Raw genomic sequence first — 18,681 nt, forward strand, 5'->3', positions numbered from 1 at the left:
AGCCGGCGCAGGGCCGGGGCCGGGCCGGAGCAGGCCCGGCCCCGGCCCCGGAAGCTACGGGCGGATGATGCGGACCTGGTAGCTGCCGTCGCGCAGTTCGCCCACCACCGAGATGCTGATGCCGGCCTTCTCGTCGGTGAAGGTCTCGCCCGGCCGGAACGGCGCGTCCGACAGCTCGGCGTGCACGTTGGGCCGGCGGGTGCAGCCGCCGCTCGCGTTCGAGCTGTCCGACACGGTCACCGGCCCGTGCCCGGTGTCGACGTCCGAGTCCACCTTGTAGATGAGGACGCCCGGCCTGCACACCGCCTCGTCGTTGCCGGCCCGCGTCCGCACCTCCACGGCGTAGCCGACGCTCTCCGACAGCGGGACGAAGGCCAGCTTCATGCCGCCCTCCACCGCCAGCGGGGTCAGGATGTGGTCGCTGGTGCCGGACTTCGACGCGCAGGAGATCTGCGTGCTGTCCAGCCAGCCCAGCTTCCACTTGTGCCAGCCCATCAGGTCGTTGTTGGCACCCCAGTCCTCACTCATGATGTCCCAGTGCCCGACGGTGTTCCCGCCGTCGGAGGTGTAGAGGTCGGGCAGCCCGAAGACGTGCCCGTTCTCGTGCGGGAGCACCCGGTAGCCGGTCTCCCGGTAGGTCCCCGAGCCGTCGTCCTGCCGGCTGTAGACGAAGGACGTGTTGGACAGCGGCACCCCGTCGGCCATCGGCGCCTCGCCGTTGCCCGAGAAGGTCACCGACAGGACGGTGTCCAGGGCGGACGGCCCGGCGTTCGGCGTGACCAGGATGTTGATCAGGTCGTACCGGCTGAAGTCCACCTCGGAGTCGGCGGCCTTCGCGATGTGCTCGACGAGCTGCCGGTAGCCCGGCTCGTACGAGGACCCGCGCTCGATCCCGTACGCCGCGAAGGGCATCGGCATCCGCAGCCAGGTCCTTATCGGGGCCTCGGCCCGGTAGGCCAGCCGGCCGTAGGAACTGGTACGGAACCAGTCGGAGGTCTGGGGGAAGAACTCCGCCATCCGGTCCAGGGCCGTTCCCTCGCCCTTGGCGTCCGGGAAGTCGATCATCAGGTTCAGCGCCCGGACCTCTCCCGTCGAGCGCGAGTACCCGGGCGGGGTCGGCATGCCCTCGGACATCTGCACGCCCATCGTCCCGGCGATCCGGCACGGCGCGAGCGCCGATTCGACGGTCGTGGCCACCGGTCCGGCGGCGGACCGGCCGCGGCCGGATATTCCCGTGCTCGCCGTCGCCGTGACGCCGATCGCCAGCGCGGTCAGTGCGATGTACGCGCCGGTGAGGCGTGGTCTGCGTATCCGGCGGCGGGTCTGCGTCATGGAGATCGCCTTCGGGTCCGCGGCAGCCGGCCCTGTCCGGTCTGCGCCCTGTGCGATTCACCCTCCGCCGGGCGCGCCGCGCCCGCGCGTCGGGAGAGGCCAAACGGTGACGGGCGACCCTCGCCGGCGTGACCCGGCTCACACGGGGGAGTGAAATAACCGGGGATCGGTTCCCCGTTTGTACGTGAGTCCCGCCAAGCGGGGAGCGGCTCCCCGTTTCGGCGAGCCGGCCCGAACGTCCCGAACGTCCCGAACGTCCCGAACCACTCCAGCCCGTCACCGCCCCAGGGAGGCCCCGGAATGAAGCGCCCCACCACGACCGTCGCGGCAGCCCCGTACGTCCCGGCGGGGGCGGAGGCCGAGGGTGCGGTGGCCGCGAAGGGCGGCCGGCCCGGCGCTTCCGGCGGGGGCGGCGCCGTACCGCGCCCGCGCGCCGACGCCGTCCGCAACCGCGAGCGGATCCTGGCGGCGGCCCGCGAGGCCTTCGTCGAGTTCGGTTCGGCGGCCCCCTTCGACGAGGTGGCCCGCCGGGCGGGCATCGGCAACGCCACCCTCTACCGGCACTTCCCCGACCGCGACACCCTCGTCCACCACGTCGTGCTCTTCACGACCGAGCGGGTCACGGCCTCGGCCGAGGCCTCGCTGGCCGAGGAGCCCGACGCCTTCGCCGCGCTGTGCCGGTTCACGCACGCTGCCGCCGACGAGCGGATCGGCGCCCTGTGCCCGATGCTCGCCGACGGCTTCGACCGCGACCACCCCGAACTCCTCGCGGCGCGCACCGCCTTGGCGGAAGCCGTCGAGACCCTGCTGGCCGCCGGCCAGGAGGCCGGGCTGGTCCGTGCGGACATCGGCGTCGGCGACCTGATGGTCGCCCTCTCCCAGCTCAGCCGCCCCCTCCCGGGCACCGCCTGCTTCGACACCGACCGCTTCGCCCACCGTCACCTCCAGCTCTTCCTGGACGGGCTGAGGACCCCGGCCCGCTCCGAACTCCCCGGCTCCGCGGCCACGTTGGCGGACCTGACGCTGAAGCCCGCACCGAAAACCATGTGACACCACCAAAGCTTACGAACTAGCCTTTTTCAGTCATTCCGCACAGTGAAGTGGGTACCCCCATGCCGAAAACAGCCGCGACGCTCCCGTCGGCTGCCGATCCCAGCCGCTGGAAGGCACTCGTCTTCATAGCCCTGGCCCAGCTGATGGTCGTCCTCGACGCGACCATCGTGAACATCGCCCTCCCCTCCGCCCAGACCGACCTCGGCATCTCCGACGGCAACCGCCAGTGGGTCATCACCGCGTACGCGCTGGCCTTCGGCGGACTGCTCCTCTTCGGCGGCCGCATCGCCGACAAGTGGGGCCGCAAGAACGCCTTCGTCGTCGGACTCATCGGCTTCGCCCTGGCCTCCGCGCTCGGCGGCGCCGCGAACGGCGAGGCCATGATGCTCGGCGCCCGCGCCCTGCAGGGTGCCTTCGGCGCGCTGCTCGCACCGGCGGCCCTCTCCCTGCTCGCGGTGATGTTCACCGACGCCAAGGAGCGAGCCAAGGCCTTCGGCATCTACGGCGCGATCGCGGGCGGCGGCGGCGCCGTCGGCCTGATCCTCGGCGGCTTCCTCACCGAGTACCTCAACTGGCGCTGGACCTTCTTCGTCAACATCCCCTTCGCGATCGTCGCGGCCGTGGGTGCCTGGATGGTCATCCGTGAGCCCGCCGGCTCCCGCAACCCCGCCCCGCTGGACATCCCCGGCGTGGTCCTGTCCACCACCGGTCTCGTGGCCCTGGTGTACGGCTTCACCCGCGCCGAGTCGGCCGGCTGGTCGGACGCGGTCACCGTGGCCATGTTCATCGCCTCGGCGGCCCTGCTGGCGGCGTTCGTCCTCGTCGAGTCCAAGGTGAAGTCCCCGCTGCTGCCGCTGCGCGTCCTGCTGGAGCGCAACCGCGGCGGTGTCTACCTCTCGCTCGGCCTGGCCGTCATCGCGATGTTCGGCCTGTTCCTCTTCCTCACCTACTACCTCCAGGTCGTGAAGGGCTTCTCGCCCGTCAAGACCGGCTTCGCCTTCCTGCCGATGATCGCGGGCATGATCCTGGGCTCCACCCAGATCGGCGCCCGTCTGATGACCCGCGTCCCGCCGCGCCTGCTGATGGGCCCGGGCTTCCTGGTCGCCGCCGCCGGCATGCTGCTGCTGACCCAGCTGGAGGTCGGATCCTCCTACCCGGCGCTGATCCTGCCGGCGCAGCTGCTGCTCGGCCTCGGCATGGGCACGGCCTTCATGCCGGCCATGTCCCTGTCCACGCACGGCGTGAACCCGGCCGACGCCGGTGTCGCCTCCGCCATGGTCAACACCTCGCAGCAGGTCGGCGGTGCCATCGGTACGGCACTGCTGAACACCATCGCCGCCTCGGCGACCACCGCGTACCTGACCGACCACGCGGCCGAGGCCGCCGCCGGCGGGGCCGCCGCCCGGCTGGTGCAGGCGCAGGCCATGGTCGAGGGCTACTCCTCCGCCATCTGGTGGGCGGTGGGCATCCTGGTCGCCAGCTCGGCCATCGCCCTGACGCTGATCAACACCGGCCGCCCGGGTGCCGGCGACCCGGTGGCCTCCGGGTCCGGCTCCGCCGAGGACGCCGCGATCAAGGTCCCGGTGATCGCCCACTGACCGGGGCCGCGCCCCCGCGGGAATGACTGCACACCCCGCTTGGTTCAAATTTGAACCAAGCGGGGTTAGTCTTTTCGGGGCAGCCCCGTACGAGGCAGTCCTGTACGAGGCAGTGCTGAACGACGACGGAGGAGCGCCCCCATGACCCCGGCCCCCGCACCCCAGGCCCCGACGGGCGCGACCCCGCAGGCGGCGCGCATGCCGGCGCTCTACCTCAGCCACGGGGCGCCGCCGCTCGCCGACGACCCCGTCTGGCCGGGCGAACTGGCCGCCTGGTCGGCGGACCTGCCCCGCCCCACGGCGATACTCATGGTCTCCGCCCACTGGGAGGAGGCCCCCCTGGCCCTCGGCGCCACCGAACGCGCCCCGCTCGTCTACGACTTCTGGGGCTTCCCCGAGCACTACTACCGGGTCCGCTACGACGCCCCCGGTGCCCCCGCGCTCGCCGCCTCGGTCCGGGCGCTGCTCCGCGCCCCGGGCACCCCGGTCCAGGACATCCCGGACCGCGGCCTGGACCACGGCGCGTACGTCCCGCTGGTGGAGATGTTCCCGGAGGCCGACATACCGGTCCTGCAGATGTCCCTGCCGACGCTCGACCCGCGCCGCCTGATGGACATCGGCCGCACGCTCGCCCCCCTGCGCGACGAGGGCGTCCTCATCGTCGGCAGCGGCTTCTTCACCCACAACCTGGCCGCCCTGCGCCACACGGGCCCGGGCGTCCCCGGCTGGTCCGCGGAGTTCGACGCGTGGGGCCACGAGGCGCTGGCCGCCGGCGACGTCGACTCGCTGCTCGACTTCGAGGCCAAGTCCCCGTCCGGGCGCCTGGCCCACCCCCGTACGGAACACTTCGCGCCGCTCTTCGTCACCCTCGGCGCGGCCGACGCCGCCGGCGACCTCGGCGCCCGCCGCGACCCGGTCTCCGGCTTCTGGATGGGCCTCTCGAAGCGCAGCCTCCAGTTCGGCTGACCCGCCACCCGGTCGGGCGTCGGCGTCGGCCGGGCATGGGTCGGGTTCCAGGGGGAATGGTGGGTTTTGGGCATTCGATCGCCAGTCCAGGCAACCAGAAGGCCGCAGGGGCCGTCTTCAGGGGTGGGAGTGCAGCCGGTGCGGCGCCGTTCCGAGTGAACGCGTCGGCGCCGAGCGTGACGGTCGTCTCACGGACGCGAGTCCACGGGCGGCGTCGGGTCGGGCCCGTTTCCGGGTCTGACCTGCACCTCTTCGCGATCGTGCGGGATCCGACCCCCTCTCGTGGCGGGGCAGGATACTGCAAGATCTCGAAAATCAGGGACCAACGTGGGAATTCTGTCCCGATTCCAGTCGTTGTTTCCTTCGGATGCGGGCACTCGGGAGAGTGTCCGAGGGCGCACCACCGCACCACGGTGGCCGCCCGGCAGCCGCACCGCGACCGAACTCATCGCAAGGGAGCACGCATGGCAACCCGCGCCGTCGCCCGCCGTCAGTCCACGAGCAGCGCACGCGCTGTGGGCGGGGAGATCGCAGACCGCGACCTGGTCGGCATGTACCTGGACGAGATCGCGCGCACCCCGCTCCTCGACGCCGCCAAGGAAGTGGAGCTCTCCCAGATCATCGAGGCCGGTGTCTACGCCCAGCAGATCCTCGACGGCGCGATAGAGCGTGACGGGGACAAGCCCTCCCGCGAGGAGCTGGAGGCGCTGGCCGCCGAGGGGGAGCGGGCCAAGGAAGTCTTCATCCGCTCCAACCTCCGTCTCGTCGTCGCCGTCGCCCGGCGCTATCCCCGCAGCGGCCTGCCCCTCCTCGACCTGATCCAGGAGGGCAACGCGGGCCTGGTCCGCGCGGTGGAGAAGTTCGACTACACCAAGGGCTTCAAGTTCTCCACGTACGCGACCTGGTGGATCCGCCAGGCCATCACCCGCTCCATCGCCGACCAGTCCCGCACCATCCGCCTCCCCGTCCACCTGGTCGAGGAGCTCGGCCGGATCCGCCGGATCCAGCGCGAGTTCAACCGTGAGAACGGCCGCGACCCGGAGCACGCCGAGATCGCCGCCGAGCTGGATTCGACGGAGAAGCGCGTCGGCGACGTCCTGGACTGGGCGCGCGACCCGGTCAGCCTGAACATGTCCGTGGACGACGAGGGCGACACGCAGTTCGGTGACCTGCTGGAGGACACCTCGGCGATCTCCCCCGAGCAGTCCGTGCTCTCGCTGCTGCGCAGCGAGGAGCTGGAGGACCTGCTCGGCAAGCTCGATCAGCGCACCGCGTCGATCATCAAGATGCGGTACGGGATCGACGACGGCCGCGAGCGGACCCTCACGGAGGTCGGCAAGCAGCACGGCCTCACCCGCGAGCGGATCCGCCAGATCGAGAAGCACGCCCTGCTGGAGCTGAAGCGGATGGCGCGCGACACCGGCTTCGACGCCGTGGCCTAGCCGGCCGGCCGGCCCGCCGTTCGGGCCCCCTGAACGAGCCCCGGTGCCTATCCCCCCCAGGCGCCGGGGCTCCCCCTTGCCCGGGCGGCGCGCCCCACGTCCGGGCGGCGCGCCCCACGTCCGGGGGCCGCCGCCTATCCGGGCGCCACCGCCGACGTGAGCCGCGCGGCCAGCGTGCCGGCCGCCGCCCGCAGCGCCGCGGGTTCGCGCACCGTGAAGGCCAGTCCCGTCAGGGCCAGCCGGGCCGCCAGCCACTCCGGCGCGTCCCGGCTCTCGAACCGGACCACGGCCGGGGCGGCCCCGCCCGCCACGGCGGCCGACCGCAGCCACTCCGGCAGCTCGGCCGCCCCCGTCTCGAAGGCGATCTCCACCGCGTACGTCCGCGAGCCGTTCGCGCCGAGCCCCCGCCGTACGAACTCCTCCGCGTCCATCGGCAGCTCCCGCGGCTCGAACCGGGCCCCCGTCGCGAAGGCCTCGGCCACCCGGTCCACCCGGAAGGTGCGCCAGTCCTGCCGCTCCATGTCGTAGGCGACCAGGTACCACCGGCTGCCCGTGCTGACCAGCCGGTATGGCTCCACCAGCCGCCGCGACTCGGCGCCGTCCCGCGCCCGGTAGGCGAAGCGGAGCCGCTCCGGCCCGGCCACCGCCGAGGCCATCGTCGTCAGCGTCCGCGGGTCCACGCTGGCGCCGTCGCCCCGCGTGAGCGCGATCGTGGCCGACTGCAGCGTGCCCACCCGGTGCCGCAGCCGCGACGGCAGGACCTGCTCCAGCTTCGCCAGGGCGCGTACGGAAGCCTCCTCGACCCCCTCGATCGCGTGCCCGGCCCCCGCCCGCAGCCCCACCGCGATCGCCACGGCCTCCTCGTCGTCGAGGAGCAGCGGCGGCATCGCCGTGCCCGCCACCAGCCGGTAGCCGCCCTCGGCCCCGAGCGTGGCCTCCACCGGGTAGCCGAGCTCCCGCAGCCGCTCGATGTCGCGCCGGATGGTCCGCGAGCTCACCCGCAGCCGCTCCGCCAGCTCGCTCCCGGGCCATTCGCGCGGGGTCTGGAGGAGGGACAGCAGGGAGAGGAGCCGTGCCGGTGTGTCGGTCATGTGATCCAGGCTGCCAGCCAAATAGGACACTAGCTGACCTACATCCCGTCTAAGTTTCTCCTCATGACCACCGAGACGTCCAAGACATCGCCCGAAAGAGAGAACGGGCCCGTACAAGAAGAGCGGAACGACGCAGCCCACGACGCACCCAGCTCACCCCCCGACCGCCGCCGCTGGCTGGCGCTCGCCATCGTGATGACCGCGGCCTTCATGGACCTGGTCGACGTCACGATCGTCAACATCGCGATACCCACCATGCGCCAGAACTTCGGCGCGTCCACCAGCGCGATCCAGTGGATCACCGCCGGCTACGCGCTCGCGTTCGCCGCAGGGCTCATCACCGGCGGCCGTCTCGGTGACATCTACGGACGCAAGCGCCTGTTCCTCATCGGCATATCCGGCTTCACCGTCGCCTCGCTGCTCTGCGGCATCGCGGCCGACCCGGGGATGCTCGTCGCCTCCCGCATCCTCCAGGGCGGCATGGCCGCCATGATGGTGCCGCAGGTGCTGGCCATCATCCACGTCACCTTCCCGCCGCAGGAGCGCGGCAAGGTCTTCGGGATGTTCGGCGCGATCGTGGGCCTCGGCGCCGTCTCCGGCCCCATGCTCGGCGCGCTGCTCACCGAGTGGAACCTCTTCGGCCTCGAATGGCGCCCCATCTTCCTGATCAACCTGCCCGTCGGCATCGCCGGCGTGATCCTGGGCCGCAAGTTCATCAGCGAGTCCAAGGCCCCGCAGGCCCTGAGGCTGGACCTGGTCGGCGTCGTCCTCGCGACCCTCGCCCTGGTCATGCTGATCTTCCCGCTCACCCAGGGCCGCGAGAACGGCTGGCCGGCATGGGGCTTCGCCCTCATGATCGCCTCGCCGTTCGTCTTCGCCGCGTTCATCGCGTACGAGAAGTACAAGATCAAGAAGGACGGCTCCCCGCTCGTCGAGCTCTCCCTCTTCAAGGTCAAGAGCTTCGCCGGCGGCATCGCGGTCCAGCTGACCTTCGGCATCGCGACCGGCATCTTCTTCCTGGTCTGGACGCTCTACATGCAGATGGGCCTCGGCTGGAGCGCCCTGCGGGCCGGCACCACCGGCATCCCGTTCTCCATCGCCGTCTCCGTGGCCGCCGGCCTCTCGGTCGAGAAGCTCGTGCCGCGCTTCGGCCGCAAGGTGCTCCAGGCGGGCGCCCTGGTCATGGCCGCGGGCCTGGTCCTCTACATCTGGGAGTCCGAGCACTACGGCATGGAGATCGCCTCCTGGCAGATGGCCGCCCCGCTGGTCCTCATGGGCATCGGCATGGGCCTGATCGTCGCCCCGCTCAACGACACCACGCTGTCCGAGGTGCCGCGCCGGGACGCGGGCTCGGCCTCCGGGCTGATCAACACCACCGGCCAGATGGGCAACGCACTGGGCCTCGCCCTGACCTCCGTGGTCTTCTTCGGGCTCATCGAGGACGACATGGTCTTCGGCCCGCCCTACGTCGAGGCCTTCCGCGGCGCGCTCTGGTGGGTCGTCGGCGTGCTGGTCGTGATCTCCGCGGTGATGTTCATGCTGCCGCGCAAGGCGATCCCGATGGAAGAGCGCGAAGGCGCCGCCGAGCACGCGGCGAACACCCCCGAGAAGGTGCCCGCCCTCTAGGCGCCGGCCGGGGGCCCGGACCCCGGTCCTCGCTCGGCCGAGTTCGGCCCTCGCAGCGGACATGCCTGCCCGTCCAGGGTGGGCATGTCCGTTTTTCTTTGTTTCTGTCCATAAATGTGCGTACGGTGGGGGAAAGTCACAGTCCCGGGCATCGAACGGACGCAGAACCACATGTACGCACAGGAGCGCCGCCAGGAGATCCTCCGCCTCGCCCGCGAGGCGGGCAGCGTCGACGTCCTCTCCCTCGCCGACCGCTTCCAGGTCACCGCCGAGACCGTGCGCCGCGACCTCACCGCCCTCGACCGGGCCGGCCTGGTCCGCCGGGTGCACGGCGGGGGCATCCCCGTCGGCCGCCTCGACTTCGAGCCGGACCTCACCGAGCGCGAGGCGACCGCCGCCGCCGAGAAGGACCGCATCGCCGCCGCCGCACTGGCACGGCTCCCCGACGGCGGCAGCGTCGTTCTGGACGCCGGCAGCACCGTGGCCCGCCTGGCGACCGCGATCCCCGTCGACCTCGCCCTCACCGTCGTCACCCACGCGCTGCCCGTCGCCGCCCGGCTCGCCGACCACACCGGCATCGACCTGCACCTCGTCGGCGGCCGCGTCCGCCACCGCACCCGTGCCGCCGTCGACGCCTGGGCGCTGCGCGCGTACGCCGAGATCCGCGCGGACGTCGCCTTCCTTGCCACGAACGGCTTCTCCGCCCGGGGCGGCCTGACCACCCCCGACCTCGCCGAGGCCGCCGTCAAGCGCGCCGCGATCGCCGCCGCCCGCCGCGTCGTCCTCCTCGCCGACTCCACGAAGGCCGGCCAGGAGCACTTCGCGCGCTTCGGCTCCTTCGCGGACGTGGACCTCCTCCTCACGGACACGGGGCTCGCCCCCGCCCACAGAGCGGCCATCGAGGCCGCCGGTACGGAAGTCGTGCTCGTATGATCCTCACCGTCACCCCCAACCCCTCCCTCGACCGGACCTACGAGCTCCCCTCGCTGGACCGGGGCCGGGTGCTGCGCGCCGCCGGGGACCGGATCGACCCGGGCGGCAGGGGCGTCGGCGTCTCCCGCGCGGTGGCCGCCGCGGGCGTCCCCACGACGGCGGTCCTCCCGCTCGGCGGAGCCCCCGGAGTACTCCTCGCCGAACTCCTCGGCGGGCAGGGCGTGAACGTCACGGCCGTCTCCATCGCCGGCCAGACCCGTTCGAACATCGCGCTCGCCGAACCGGACGGCACCCTCACCAAGATCAACGCTGCCGGGCCGAAGCTCTCGGCCCAGGAGTCCGGCCTCCTCCTGGACACCGTCCGCGCCTCCCGCGCCGACGCCTCCTGGATAGCCGGCTGCGGCAGCCTCCCGGGCGGCCTCGCTCCCGGCTGGTACGCCGACCTGGTGGCCGCGGCCCGCGCGGCGGGCGTCCGCGTCGCCCTGGACGCCTCGGGCCCGGCCCTGCGCGCGGCGCTGCCCGCCCGCCCCGACGTGATCACGTCGGACACGTCCGGGCTCGCGGCGTCCACGGGGCGCCCGGTGTCCACCCTGGGCGAGGCGGTCGCGGCGGCGCGGGAAGTCCACGCCCTGGGCGCCGGGGCGGTCCTCGCCTGCCTCGGCCGCGACGGCCTCCTCCTGGTGGACGAGCGGGGAGCCCACCACGGCACCACCGAGCCCGCCGAGGACGTCCGCTCCGCCACCGGCGCCCGCGGTGCCGCCCTGGCCGGCTTCCTCATCGCCGGAGGCGACGGGCCCGGCGCGCTCCGCTCGGCCCTGGCCCACGCCGAGGCGGCCCGCCGGCTGCCGGGCCCCGCCATGCCGGCCCCCTCGGACCTGCGGCCCGACCGGGTCCGCATCACACGGGACCTGCCCCCGGACCTCCCGCTCACCGCCCCCGGGACACCCTGAAGCGGCCGGGGCGCGGTCGCGGCGCGACCGGGACACGAAGAGGGCCGGACGGGAGAGGGGGCATCAGCCGACCCGGGCGCGGAACTCCATCGCCCCGCGCGCGACGGCCTCGCTCTCGTACACCTCGCACATGTGCCGCCCGTCGGGCGTCGCCGTGTGCTCGACCTCCCACAGACTCAGCTCGGTCCCGTCCAGCAGCACGAAGGCGTGCTCGTACAGGTTGAAGCCGGCGTCCCGCCCGTTCGCCAGGGCCTGCCTGGTCCCGAACGCCTGGGTGATCCGGTGCCCGTACGCCGCGCGCAGCAGCTTCGCCACCTGCTCACCGGGCCGGTCCGGATTCTCCGCGCGGCGCAGCACCCGGCGGGCGTGGTCGGCGGAATCGTCCACCACGTACTCCCGGTAGCGGGGCACCGGCGCCGCCGAGGCGAGCAGCGCACCGAGCGCCGACGCGTCGTCGTACGGATCCTCCTCGCCCGCGAGCGGCACCGGATCCGGGACGGACCCCGCGGCGGACTCCCCGAACAGCCGGGCCACCGCCAGGCAGGTCTCCGCCCTGCTCGCGAAGACCTCGTGCCGCACGGCACGGTCGCCCTCCGGCCGGTACGTCAGCTCCCACAGCGAGACCGAACCGCCGTCGGCCAGCAGGTAGGTGTGTCGGTGCGTCTCCCGCCAGGCGCCCGCAGCCGGGTTGTGGTGGGTGGTGCAGAGCGAAGAGCTGTGCGCGAGCGCCGTACCGAGGCGCTCGACCAGCCTGTCGGGCAGGTCGAAGGAGTTGAGGGCGCGGCCGAGGAGTCGGCCGAGGTGCGCCTCGGTTGTCTCGTACGGATCGCTCAAGGGGGGTCTCCAGGCCGTCGCAGCTTGTCACTTCGCGGAAGCTCAACGTAACCCCTGGCTCTGACATCACGTCCGGGGTTCGGTAAAACGTCCGGGAAGCATCGGAGGTTCCCGCCACACCTTCAGGTCAACTTGCGTATGGATGGGCATGGTTGGACCCGCTCTGGGTGGAGACGGGGGACTATGGGCCGCATGGCAACGAATACAGTGGGCGTCCCGCGCCAGCAGGGGCGGCCCCGCAGCGCGGACGCAGACCAACAGGACGCCGCACCAAGGGGGTTGGCCTGGCTGCTGGCCGTCACCGGCGCGGCCGGGGTGCTGGCCTCCTGGGTGATCACCCTCGACAAGTTCCTCCTGCTGGAGGACCCGAACTTCAAGCCCGCCTGCAGCCTCAACCCGGTGGTCTCCTGCGGCAGCGTGATGCAGAGCGAGCAGGCGCAGGCCTTCGGCTTCCCCAACCCCATGCTGGGACTGGCCGCCTACGCCGTCGTGGTCTGCGTCGGCGCCGGACTGCTGGCGGGCGCCCGGTACCGCGGCTGGTTCTGGCTCGGACTGAACGCCGGCACGCTCTTCGGCGTCGGCTTCTGCGCGTGGCTCATGGTCCAGTCGCTCTACGAGATCAACGCGCTCTGCCTGTGGTGCTGCCTGGCCTGGGTGGCGACGCTGCTGATGTTCTGGGCGGTCACCGCGCACAACGTCCGTACGCGGGTGCTCCCCGCCCCCGGCCCGCTGCGGGTCTTCTTCACCGAGTTCGGCTGGGCCCCGCCCGCCCTGCACATCGGGGTGATCGGGATGCTGGTCCTCACCCGGTGGTGGGACTTCTGGACCGGCTGACCGCCGCGTGCGCGGCACGCGCGAGGGCCCCGGCAGCTGGACGCTGCCGGGGCCCTGTCACGCACTTCCGCGGGCTCGTCGGCCCGGACCCCCGCGCGGGGCAGGGGGAGCGGAAATCAGCTGCCGACGGAGGCGTTGCCGGAGAGGACCGGGATGTTGTCCAGGATGTGGGAGAGCGGCTCGTCGCCCTTGGCCTGGGTGGAGTTCTCGGTGCACTGCTGGTTCTGCGGGTTGGACAGGACGTTGATGTCCTGGACGCCGATGTTGAGCGCGGCGATCAGCGACTGGGCGTTGACCTTCGCCGGCAGACCGATGCAGGGCTTGTTCAGGGAGCCCTGGACCAGGCTGAGCTGCGGGCTCTGGTCGCCGTGGGTCTTCTGGTTGCCGTAGATCTGCTGGGCACCGTTGCCGTTGACGGTGTTGACGCCGTTGTCGTTGCCGATGGCCATGGCCGGGGCCGCGGCCGCAGCGCCCGCGCCGACGGCAACGGCGGAAACCGCGGCGGCGGTCATGAACTTCTTGAACATCTTGATCCTTTTGTCGCACGAGTGCCCGCTGATGGAGCGCCCTGGTCAACTGCCCGGTCAGGGGGTTGGTTCCGCTGCTTCACTCAAACGGCCCGCGCGTCCCGAAGTTTTCCCCGGCGCGGGTGAGCCGCCTGCGGACACGTGCGCGAAGCCCGTACGCGACCCCAGTCGCGCAGGTTCCTGTTGCGCTCCGTGCAAGGTGTTCCCACGGTGAGTGAAGGAGCGGTCCGGTCCGGGCGGCTCCGCTGTCCCCGTGTCCCCACGCGAAGGAACCTCCATGCGCCGCACGAAGCCGTCCCGCGCCCGCCTCCTCGTCCCCTCGGCGCTCGCCGTCGTCATACTGACCGGCGCGGCGGCACCCGCGAGCGCTGTCGACTCGGGCTCCGGTGCGGTGTCCACCAAGGCGGCCCCGGCCGGCCCGATCGACGACCTCGTCAACGGGCTCCTGGAGCAGATCAAGGCCCTGCTGCCGGCGGGCGTCACCCTGCCGGACATCAAGCTCCCGGACATCAAACTCCCCGAGATCAAGCTGCCGGAGATCAACCTGCCGAGCATTCCGGGAGTCCAGCTGCCCGAGATCCCGGGGGTCGAGCTCCCCGAGATCCCGGGGGTTGAGCTCCCCGAGCTGCCGCTCACCCCGCCGGCGCTGCCCGATCCGGCGGCTCCGGTCGAACTGGTTCCGGAGGTCCCCGACGTGGAGATCCCCGACGTCAAACTCCCGGAGGTCCAGCTGCCCGCCCTCCCGTAGCGGGGCCGGAAACGGCAACACGGCGACGCCGATTGAGCCGAACAGGTCTGATCGTGCGCGAAACCGTGTCGTCTGGGAGTGTGGAACGTTTCGCTCGGTGTGAGCCCCGGAGCGGGGCGGAACGTCGAACAGAAGGTGCACTTCCCATGAACTCTGCCAAGAAGGCCGCCCTGGTCCTGGCCACCGCTGGTCTCGCCGCGGCCGGTGCCGCCGGCTCCGCCGTCGCCGACTCGTCGGCCGAGGGCGCGGCCGTGGGTTCCCCCGGCGTCCTCTCCGGCAACCTGCTCCAGGTCCCGGTGCACGTCCCGGTCAACGTCTGCGGCAACACCGTGAACGTGATCGCCCTGCTGAACCCGGCGTTCGGCAACGTCTGCGTCAACGACTGACGTCGGCCGTACAACTGACTGTGGGCGCCCCGGCCTTGCCGGTGGCGCCCACAGCCGTGTCGGCGAGCGCGTGACGGCGGCCCCCGCCGTATCCAGCCGCCCGGAGTGGCTCAGCCCTTGCCGCCGTTGAGCTGTACGCCGCCCAGCATCGGCGAGGCCTGGGTGGCGCCGTTCGCGAGGCCGAGGACGGTGCCGGGGACGTCGTTGCGGACCTTGTTGACCTTCTGGGCGGTGCCCACGACCTTGTTGACGGTGTCCCCCTGCTCGGCCAGGCCGTTGCCCACCGTCTGCGGAAGGTTCTCGGTGACGGGGGCGACGGCGTCCAGCGTCTGGGTCACCCCGCCGGTCAGGCTCATGGGGGGCATCGCGCCCGCCGGCTCGGCGGCGAACGCGGTACCGGAGGCGCCGAGGGCGGCGACGGAGCCGACGACGACAGCGGCGACCTTCGTGAGCTTCATTATCGAAATCCTCTTCTTTCGTGGACAGAGGCGTGAGCGGCGACCGGCGCGCCGCTTTCGTCATGCACAACGATTCCCGGGCGCCCTGGAAACGCGAACACACGGGTACATGACAGCGGCCGGAGAATCCCGCGGGGGATTCTCCGGCCGGTGTTTCTTCCGATTACCGGTATTGCCGGTCAGGCGACGCGCGAGCGCCGGTACAGAATGGCGCCGCCCAGGATCAGCGCCGAGGCGAGGGCCGCCGCGGCCGCGGGCTGTCCCGCGCCGGTCTCGGCCAGCCGGGGCGCGGTCGCCGCGGCGGGGGCCGGAGCCGGGGCGGGGAGCGGAGCGGGCGCGGCCCCGGGGGCGGGCGCCGGCGCCGGTGCGGGGGCCGGCGGTACGTGGACGGAGCTGTCGGCGGAGGGAGCGGCCGGCGGCTGGTCCGCGGGCGGCGCGGCCTCGGGGGCGGGCGCGGGTACCGGAGCCGGGCGCACCACGGGGTGGCTGCCGTGCGGCGGCCCGTGCGGCGCCTCCTCCTCGGCCACCGGGGCCGGGCCGGGCGCCGGGGCGGGCAGCGTGTGCGGCGCCTCCTCGGCCGGCGGCTGCGGGGCGGGCAGCGGCTTCGGGGCCTCTGCGGCCGGGTGCTGCGGGGCGGGTGCCGGGGCCGGGAGCGGTACGGGCTGCTCCGCGGGCGGCGCCGGAACCTCCTGGACAGGCTCCGGGACGGGCAGCGGGGCCGGGTGGTCCTCCACCGGCTGCGGCATCGGGTGCGGGTGCTCGGGGGCGGGCGGGGCAGGCGGTGCGTGGTGCGCCGGCGGGGGCGGTGCGGGGTGGTCGTCGCACTCCTCCTCGTGGTCCTGCTGCCCGCCGGGGCCGCCGTAGCCGCCCTCGTGGCGCGGCTCCTCCTGGCGCGGCTTGGCGTGGCGCGGTCCCTCCTTGCGGGGGGCCTCCGGCCGCGCCTGCTCCGGTCGTGCCTGGTCCGGCCGCGCCACCTGCTGGCGCGGTACCTCGTACGGGCGCGACTCGTGGCGCTGCTCGTGGCGCTGCTCCGGGACCGCGTGGCGGCCGGCGCGCTCGTCGAGGTAGCGCTCGAAGGCCTCCGCCTGCTCGGGGCTCAGGTAGCGGTCGTAGTCGTGGCCCGCGCCGGCGTGCGATCCACCGCCGGTGACGCAGGTGTTCCCCATCGCGGGGTTGAGGGCCGCACCGCCGTCCACGCTGTTGCCGCACACGTTCGGGGAGAACGTGATGGGTACCGAGACGCTGTTGCCGGCCAGCACCCCCGGCGAATGCGAGGCCTCGGCCGTCGCACCGGTGTGCGCGTAGGCCGCCCCGGTCGCGATCGACAACAGGCTCGACGCGGCAGCCGCCGTGAGCATGCCCTTGCCCAGTACCTGTCGGCTCAGTACCTGTCGCATGGGTCCTTCCCTGTCTACCGGCAGGCGCCGGTGGTGAATCGAAGGTGGCCCCGGAGTGCACCGCCGTGCACTCCGGGGCCACCTGCGAGGAGGTCTGCCCTTGCGGGCGCACGCTGCGTCAGGCGTTGACGCAGGTGTTGCCGAACGCGGGGTTGAGCAGCCCGACGATGTTGACGCTGTTGCCGCAGACGTTGACCGGGATGTTGACCGGGATCTGGGCGACATTGCCGGAGGCGACGCCCGGCGAGCCCGCGGCCGTACCGCCGGCCACCGAGTCGGCCATGGCGGGGGAGGCGGCACCGGCGGCCATCAGAGCGCCGGCGGCCAGCACCACTGCCTTCTTGTACGTCATTTTCTTTTCGATCCTTCCCGCAGAGGCGTATCCGCTGCAGAATTAACAACGAGCGGACGAGGGAAAAGAAACCGCGCCCTTTCGGCGAGCGTCCGCAAATTCACCCCGATGACCCGAGGGAATTCGAGCGGCCGGTCGGACGGTGATTTTCACCGTCAATTCCGGGGTGCGGATCCGCCCGACATGCGGCGAGGCCGCCGCGACCCGAAGGTGCGACGGCCTCGCGGGCGCGGGGTGCGGTCAGCTGCCGGCGGAGGCGTTGCCGGAGAGGACCGGGATGTTGCTGAGGATGTGCGAGAGAGCCTCGTCGCCCTTGGCCTGGGTGGAGTTCTCGGTGCACTGCTGGTTCTGCGGGCTGGACAGGACCGGGATGTCCTGGACGCCGACGTTGACCAGGGCCAGCACGGACTGGACGTTGGCCTTCGCGGGGAGCGCGATGCAGGGCTTGTTGAAGGAGCCCTGGATGAGCGCCATCTGCGGGCTCATGTTGCCGTAGGTGGCCTGGTTGCCGTAGATCTGCGCGGAGTTGTTGCCGTTGACGGTGTTGATGCCGTTGTCGTTGCCGACCGCCATCGCCTGCGGGGCCATCGCGGCACCCATACCCACGACCGAGGCGGCAACCGCGGCCGAGGCCATCATCTTCTTGATCATTGTCGTCCCTTTTTTGCAGGATTGCCCGGTAGTGGAGCACCCGGATCAACGGCCGCGACCCGGCTCGGGTTGCGTGGCTTCACTCGGATGCAGCCGTTTCGCGTGGCGCGATTGACGTTCAGGCGTTCACGTGGGCGCTGCCGAACGCGGGGTTCGGTGCGCCGGCCAGGTTCGCGGTCGGGTCGCAGGCGTTCACGGGTGCGTGGACCGGGATCCGGCCCGGGTTGCCGCTCGCCTGCGTATTTCCTTTCCGTTCGAACAATGGTGCCCTCATAACGACCCGCAGGTGGTGAGGGTGCGTGGTATCGCCCAAAAGGCCGTACGAGCGAGTCCGACGTGATTTCCAGCCCGATTTCTGACAAAGTTCACTCCTGTTTTGTCCCCTTGATCGAAAATGGAGACAGGGTCATGGGTTCCTCCGGCAGAATCCTCGGCGCGCTCGGCCTGCTGTCCTGCCTCGCACTTTCCGTGAACGCTCCGGCGGCGGCCGCAGCGGTGCCCGCGCCCAAGGAGCTGCCCCGGGTTCCGTTCACCCAGCGTTACCAGGCCGTGCAGCACGGCGGGCTGGTCCGCGCCTCCAATTCGGGGATCAGCTGCCGCAAGGAGCGGTCCCCGCAGGCGGAGCCGTGCGCCGAGGTCAAGCGGGGCGCGGCAGGGGTCAACAGCGAGTTCGAGATGTTCTACAGCGAGGTCGACAAGGACCCGGACACCTACAACTCCACCCGCGCCGAGCTCAAGGTCCCCGAGGGCGCGAAGGTCTCGTACGCCCGGCTCTACTGGGGCGGGAACCTGCGGGTGGGCGAGCAGAAGCCGCCGCAGGACAACGGCCGGGTGCTGGTCGCCGAGCCGGGCGGGGCGTACAAGGAGGTCCTCGCCGACACGGTGATGGGCCACCGCACCGACGCGGGCAGCGACGCCTACCAGGCCTCCGCGGACGTGACCCCGCTGGTGCGCAGGGGCGGCGCCGGAATGTGGACGGTCTCCCAGCTGAACATCGCCATGGGCCACTCCGAGGTCGGCGCCTGGGGCGGCTGGACGCTCGTCGTGGCCTACGAGCACCCGCAGGAGCCGCTGCGGCGGCTCTCGCTGTGGGACGGCTTCGAGTCGCTCGCCGCCCGGGCCGGCGACGGGACGGTCGGGATCGAGGGCCTGGACGCGCCGGCGGGCTCGGCGGGCCGGGCCGGAGTGGTCGCGTACGACGGGGACCGGGGCACCCTCGGGGACTCACTCACCGTGACGGCCGACAGTGGTCGCCGGGTGAGCCTCAGCGACGACGAAAACCCCTTCAATGACGTCATGAATTCCACGATCACGGAATTCGGTGGCGAATCTTTCGTGCGACAGCCAGATCATATGAATAATCTCGGATATGACGCGGACGTGTTCGACCTGAGTCCCGCCCTGTCCGGTGGTGCCCGCAGCCTGAACTTCAGGTTCACGGGTGAAAGTCAGGGTCATTTCCTCGGTGTGCTCTTCGTTCAGACAGACGCGCGCCGCTGAACG

General features: G+C 72.0%; 20 protein-coding genes. 11 read left to right on the top strand and 9 right to left on the bottom strand.

Annotated elements, in window-relative coordinates; all coding sequences use genetic code 11:
- Nucleotides 1-54 precede the first annotated feature (54 nt).
- Complete coding sequence (locus tag AB0O53_RS15175; protein ID WP_365195887.1) at nucleotides 55-1,332, bottom strand: M6 family metalloprotease domain-containing protein; 1,278 nt, start codon at nucleotides 1,330-1,332, stop codon at nucleotides 55-57.
- 300 nt (nucleotides 1,333-1,632) lie between these two features.
- Here AB0O53_RS15175 and AB0O53_RS15180 point away from each other — a divergent pair, with 300 nt between their 5' ends.
- From AB0O53_RS15180 to AB0O53_RS15195, 4 genes are all read left to right on the top strand, one after another.
- On the top strand, nucleotides 1,633-2,382 hold the full coding sequence (locus AB0O53_RS15180) for a TetR/AcrR family transcriptional regulator (RefSeq protein WP_350994420.1): 750 nt from the start codon (nucleotides 1,633-1,635) through the stop codon (nucleotides 2,380-2,382).
- Nucleotides 2,383-2,444: 62 nt separating this feature from the next.
- Nucleotides 2,445-3,983: an MFS transporter gene (locus AB0O53_RS15185; RefSeq protein ID WP_350994418.1), complete on the top strand. Its 1,539-nt coding sequence runs from the start codon at nucleotides 2,445-2,447 to the stop codon at nucleotides 3,981-3,983.
- A 141-nt stretch (nucleotides 3,984-4,124) separates the two neighbouring features.
- Entirely contained in the window at nucleotides 4,125-4,949 is an 825-nt protein-coding gene (locus AB0O53_RS15190; protein WP_350994416.1) for a dioxygenase family protein, read from the top strand.
- Between the two features lie 464 nt (nucleotides 4,950-5,413).
- Nucleotides 5,414-6,391: a sigma-70 family RNA polymerase sigma factor gene (locus AB0O53_RS15195; RefSeq protein ID WP_350994414.1), complete on the top strand. Its 978-nt coding sequence runs from the start codon at nucleotides 5,414-5,416 to the stop codon at nucleotides 6,389-6,391.
- A 134-nt stretch (nucleotides 6,392-6,525) separates the two neighbouring features.
- Here the strand turns inward: AB0O53_RS15195 and AB0O53_RS15200 are convergent, their stop codons facing one another.
- Nucleotides 6,526-7,482: a helix-turn-helix transcriptional regulator gene (locus AB0O53_RS15200; protein ID WP_365195891.1), complete on the bottom strand. Its 957-nt coding sequence runs from the start codon at nucleotides 7,480-7,482 to the stop codon at nucleotides 6,526-6,528.
- Nucleotides 7,483-7,545: 63 nt separating this feature from the next.
- Between AB0O53_RS15200 and AB0O53_RS15205 the strand changes: the two genes are divergently transcribed.
- The 3 genes from AB0O53_RS15205 (at nucleotide 7,546) to AB0O53_RS15215 (ending at nucleotide 10,991) form a co-directional block, all read left to right on the top strand.
- Nucleotides 7,546-9,108, top strand: coding sequence for an MFS transporter (locus tag AB0O53_RS15205; protein WP_365195893.1), 1,563 nt, complete (start codon nucleotides 7,546-7,548; stop codon nucleotides 9,106-9,108).
- 171 nt (nucleotides 9,109-9,279) lie between these two features.
- Nucleotides 9,280-10,041: a DeoR/GlpR family DNA-binding transcription regulator gene (locus AB0O53_RS15210; protein ID WP_365195896.1), complete on the top strand. Its 762-nt coding sequence runs from the start codon at nucleotides 9,280-9,282 to the stop codon at nucleotides 10,039-10,041.
- On the top strand, nucleotides 10,038-10,991 hold the full coding sequence (locus AB0O53_RS15215) for a 1-phosphofructokinase family hexose kinase (RefSeq protein ID WP_365195899.1): 954 nt from the start codon (nucleotides 10,038-10,040) through the stop codon (nucleotides 10,989-10,991). Before AB0O53_RS15210 ends, AB0O53_RS15215 begins: the two co-directional genes overlap by 4 nt.
- Nucleotides 10,992-11,054: 63 nt before the next feature.
- On the opposite strand, the gene AB0O53_RS15220 is transcribed toward AB0O53_RS15215, so the two are convergent.
- Nucleotides 11,055-11,825, bottom strand: coding sequence for a DUF6227 family protein (locus AB0O53_RS15220; protein WP_350994404.1), 771 nt, complete (start codon nucleotides 11,823-11,825; stop codon nucleotides 11,055-11,057).
- 192 nt (nucleotides 11,826-12,017) lie between these two features.
- On the opposite strand from AB0O53_RS15220, the gene AB0O53_RS15225 reads away from it, so the two are divergent.
- Entirely contained in the window at nucleotides 12,018-12,659 is a 642-nt protein-coding gene (locus AB0O53_RS15225) for a vitamin K epoxide reductase family protein (RefSeq protein ID WP_350994402.1), read from the top strand.
- Between the two features lie 116 nt (nucleotides 12,660-12,775).
- Here the strand turns inward: AB0O53_RS15225 and AB0O53_RS15230 are convergent, their stop codons facing one another.
- Entirely contained in the window at nucleotides 12,776-13,186 is a 411-nt protein-coding gene (locus tag AB0O53_RS15230; protein WP_030649254.1) for a rodlin, read from the bottom strand.
- 277 nt (nucleotides 13,187-13,463) lie between these two features.
- Here AB0O53_RS15230 and AB0O53_RS15235 point away from each other — a divergent pair, with 277 nt between their 5' ends.
- Entirely contained in the window at nucleotides 13,464-13,934 is a 471-nt protein-coding gene (locus tag AB0O53_RS15235; RefSeq protein ID WP_350994400.1) for a hypothetical protein, read from the top strand.
- 146 nt (nucleotides 13,935-14,080) lie between these two features.
- Entirely contained in the window at nucleotides 14,081-14,320 is a 240-nt protein-coding gene (locus AB0O53_RS15240) for a chaplin (protein ID WP_030845163.1), read from the top strand.
- 110 nt (nucleotides 14,321-14,430) lie between these two features.
- Here AB0O53_RS15240 and AB0O53_RS15245 read toward each other — a convergent pair whose 3' ends face one another.
- From AB0O53_RS15245 to AB0O53_RS15265, 5 genes are all read right to left on the bottom strand, one after another.
- Nucleotides 14,431-14,778 carry a hypothetical protein gene (locus AB0O53_RS15245; protein WP_350994397.1) on the bottom strand — a complete coding sequence of 116 codons (348 nt, stop codon included), beginning with the start codon at nucleotides 14,776-14,778 and terminating at the stop codon, nucleotides 14,431-14,433.
- A gap of 179 nt (nucleotides 14,779-14,957) precedes the next feature.
- Entirely contained in the window at nucleotides 14,958-16,175 is a 1,218-nt protein-coding gene (locus AB0O53_RS15250; protein ID WP_365195904.1) for a chaplin, read from the bottom strand.
- A 118-nt stretch (nucleotides 16,176-16,293) separates the two neighbouring features.
- Complete coding sequence (locus AB0O53_RS15255) at nucleotides 16,294-16,527, bottom strand: chaplin (protein ID WP_136229005.1); 234 nt, start codon at nucleotides 16,525-16,527, stop codon at nucleotides 16,294-16,296.
- A gap of 240 nt (nucleotides 16,528-16,767) precedes the next feature.
- Nucleotides 16,768-17,178: a rodlin gene (locus AB0O53_RS15260; RefSeq protein WP_030031071.1), complete on the bottom strand. Its 411-nt coding sequence runs from the start codon at nucleotides 17,176-17,178 to the stop codon at nucleotides 16,768-16,770.
- A gap of 118 nt (nucleotides 17,179-17,296) precedes the next feature.
- The gene (locus AB0O53_RS15265; protein ID WP_365195908.1) at nucleotides 17,297-17,440 is read right to left on the bottom strand and encodes a chaplin family protein; all 144 of its coding nucleotides are present in this window, start codon (nucleotides 17,438-17,440) and stop codon (nucleotides 17,297-17,299) included.
- Nucleotides 17,441-17,586: 146 nt separating this feature from the next.
- Here AB0O53_RS15265 and AB0O53_RS15270 point away from each other — a divergent pair, with 146 nt between their 5' ends.
- Nucleotides 17,587-18,678, top strand: a complete 1,092-nt coding sequence (locus tag AB0O53_RS15270; protein ID WP_350994390.1) for a DUF3344 domain-containing protein — start codon at nucleotides 17,587-17,589, stop codon at nucleotides 18,676-18,678.
- Nucleotides 18,679-18,681 lie beyond the last annotated feature (3 nt).

The organism is Streptomyces erythrochromogenes (assembly GCF_040684695.1).
Taxonomy (GTDB): Bacteria; Actinomycetota; Actinomycetes; order Streptomycetales; family Streptomycetaceae; genus Streptomyces; species Streptomyces erythrochromogenes_C.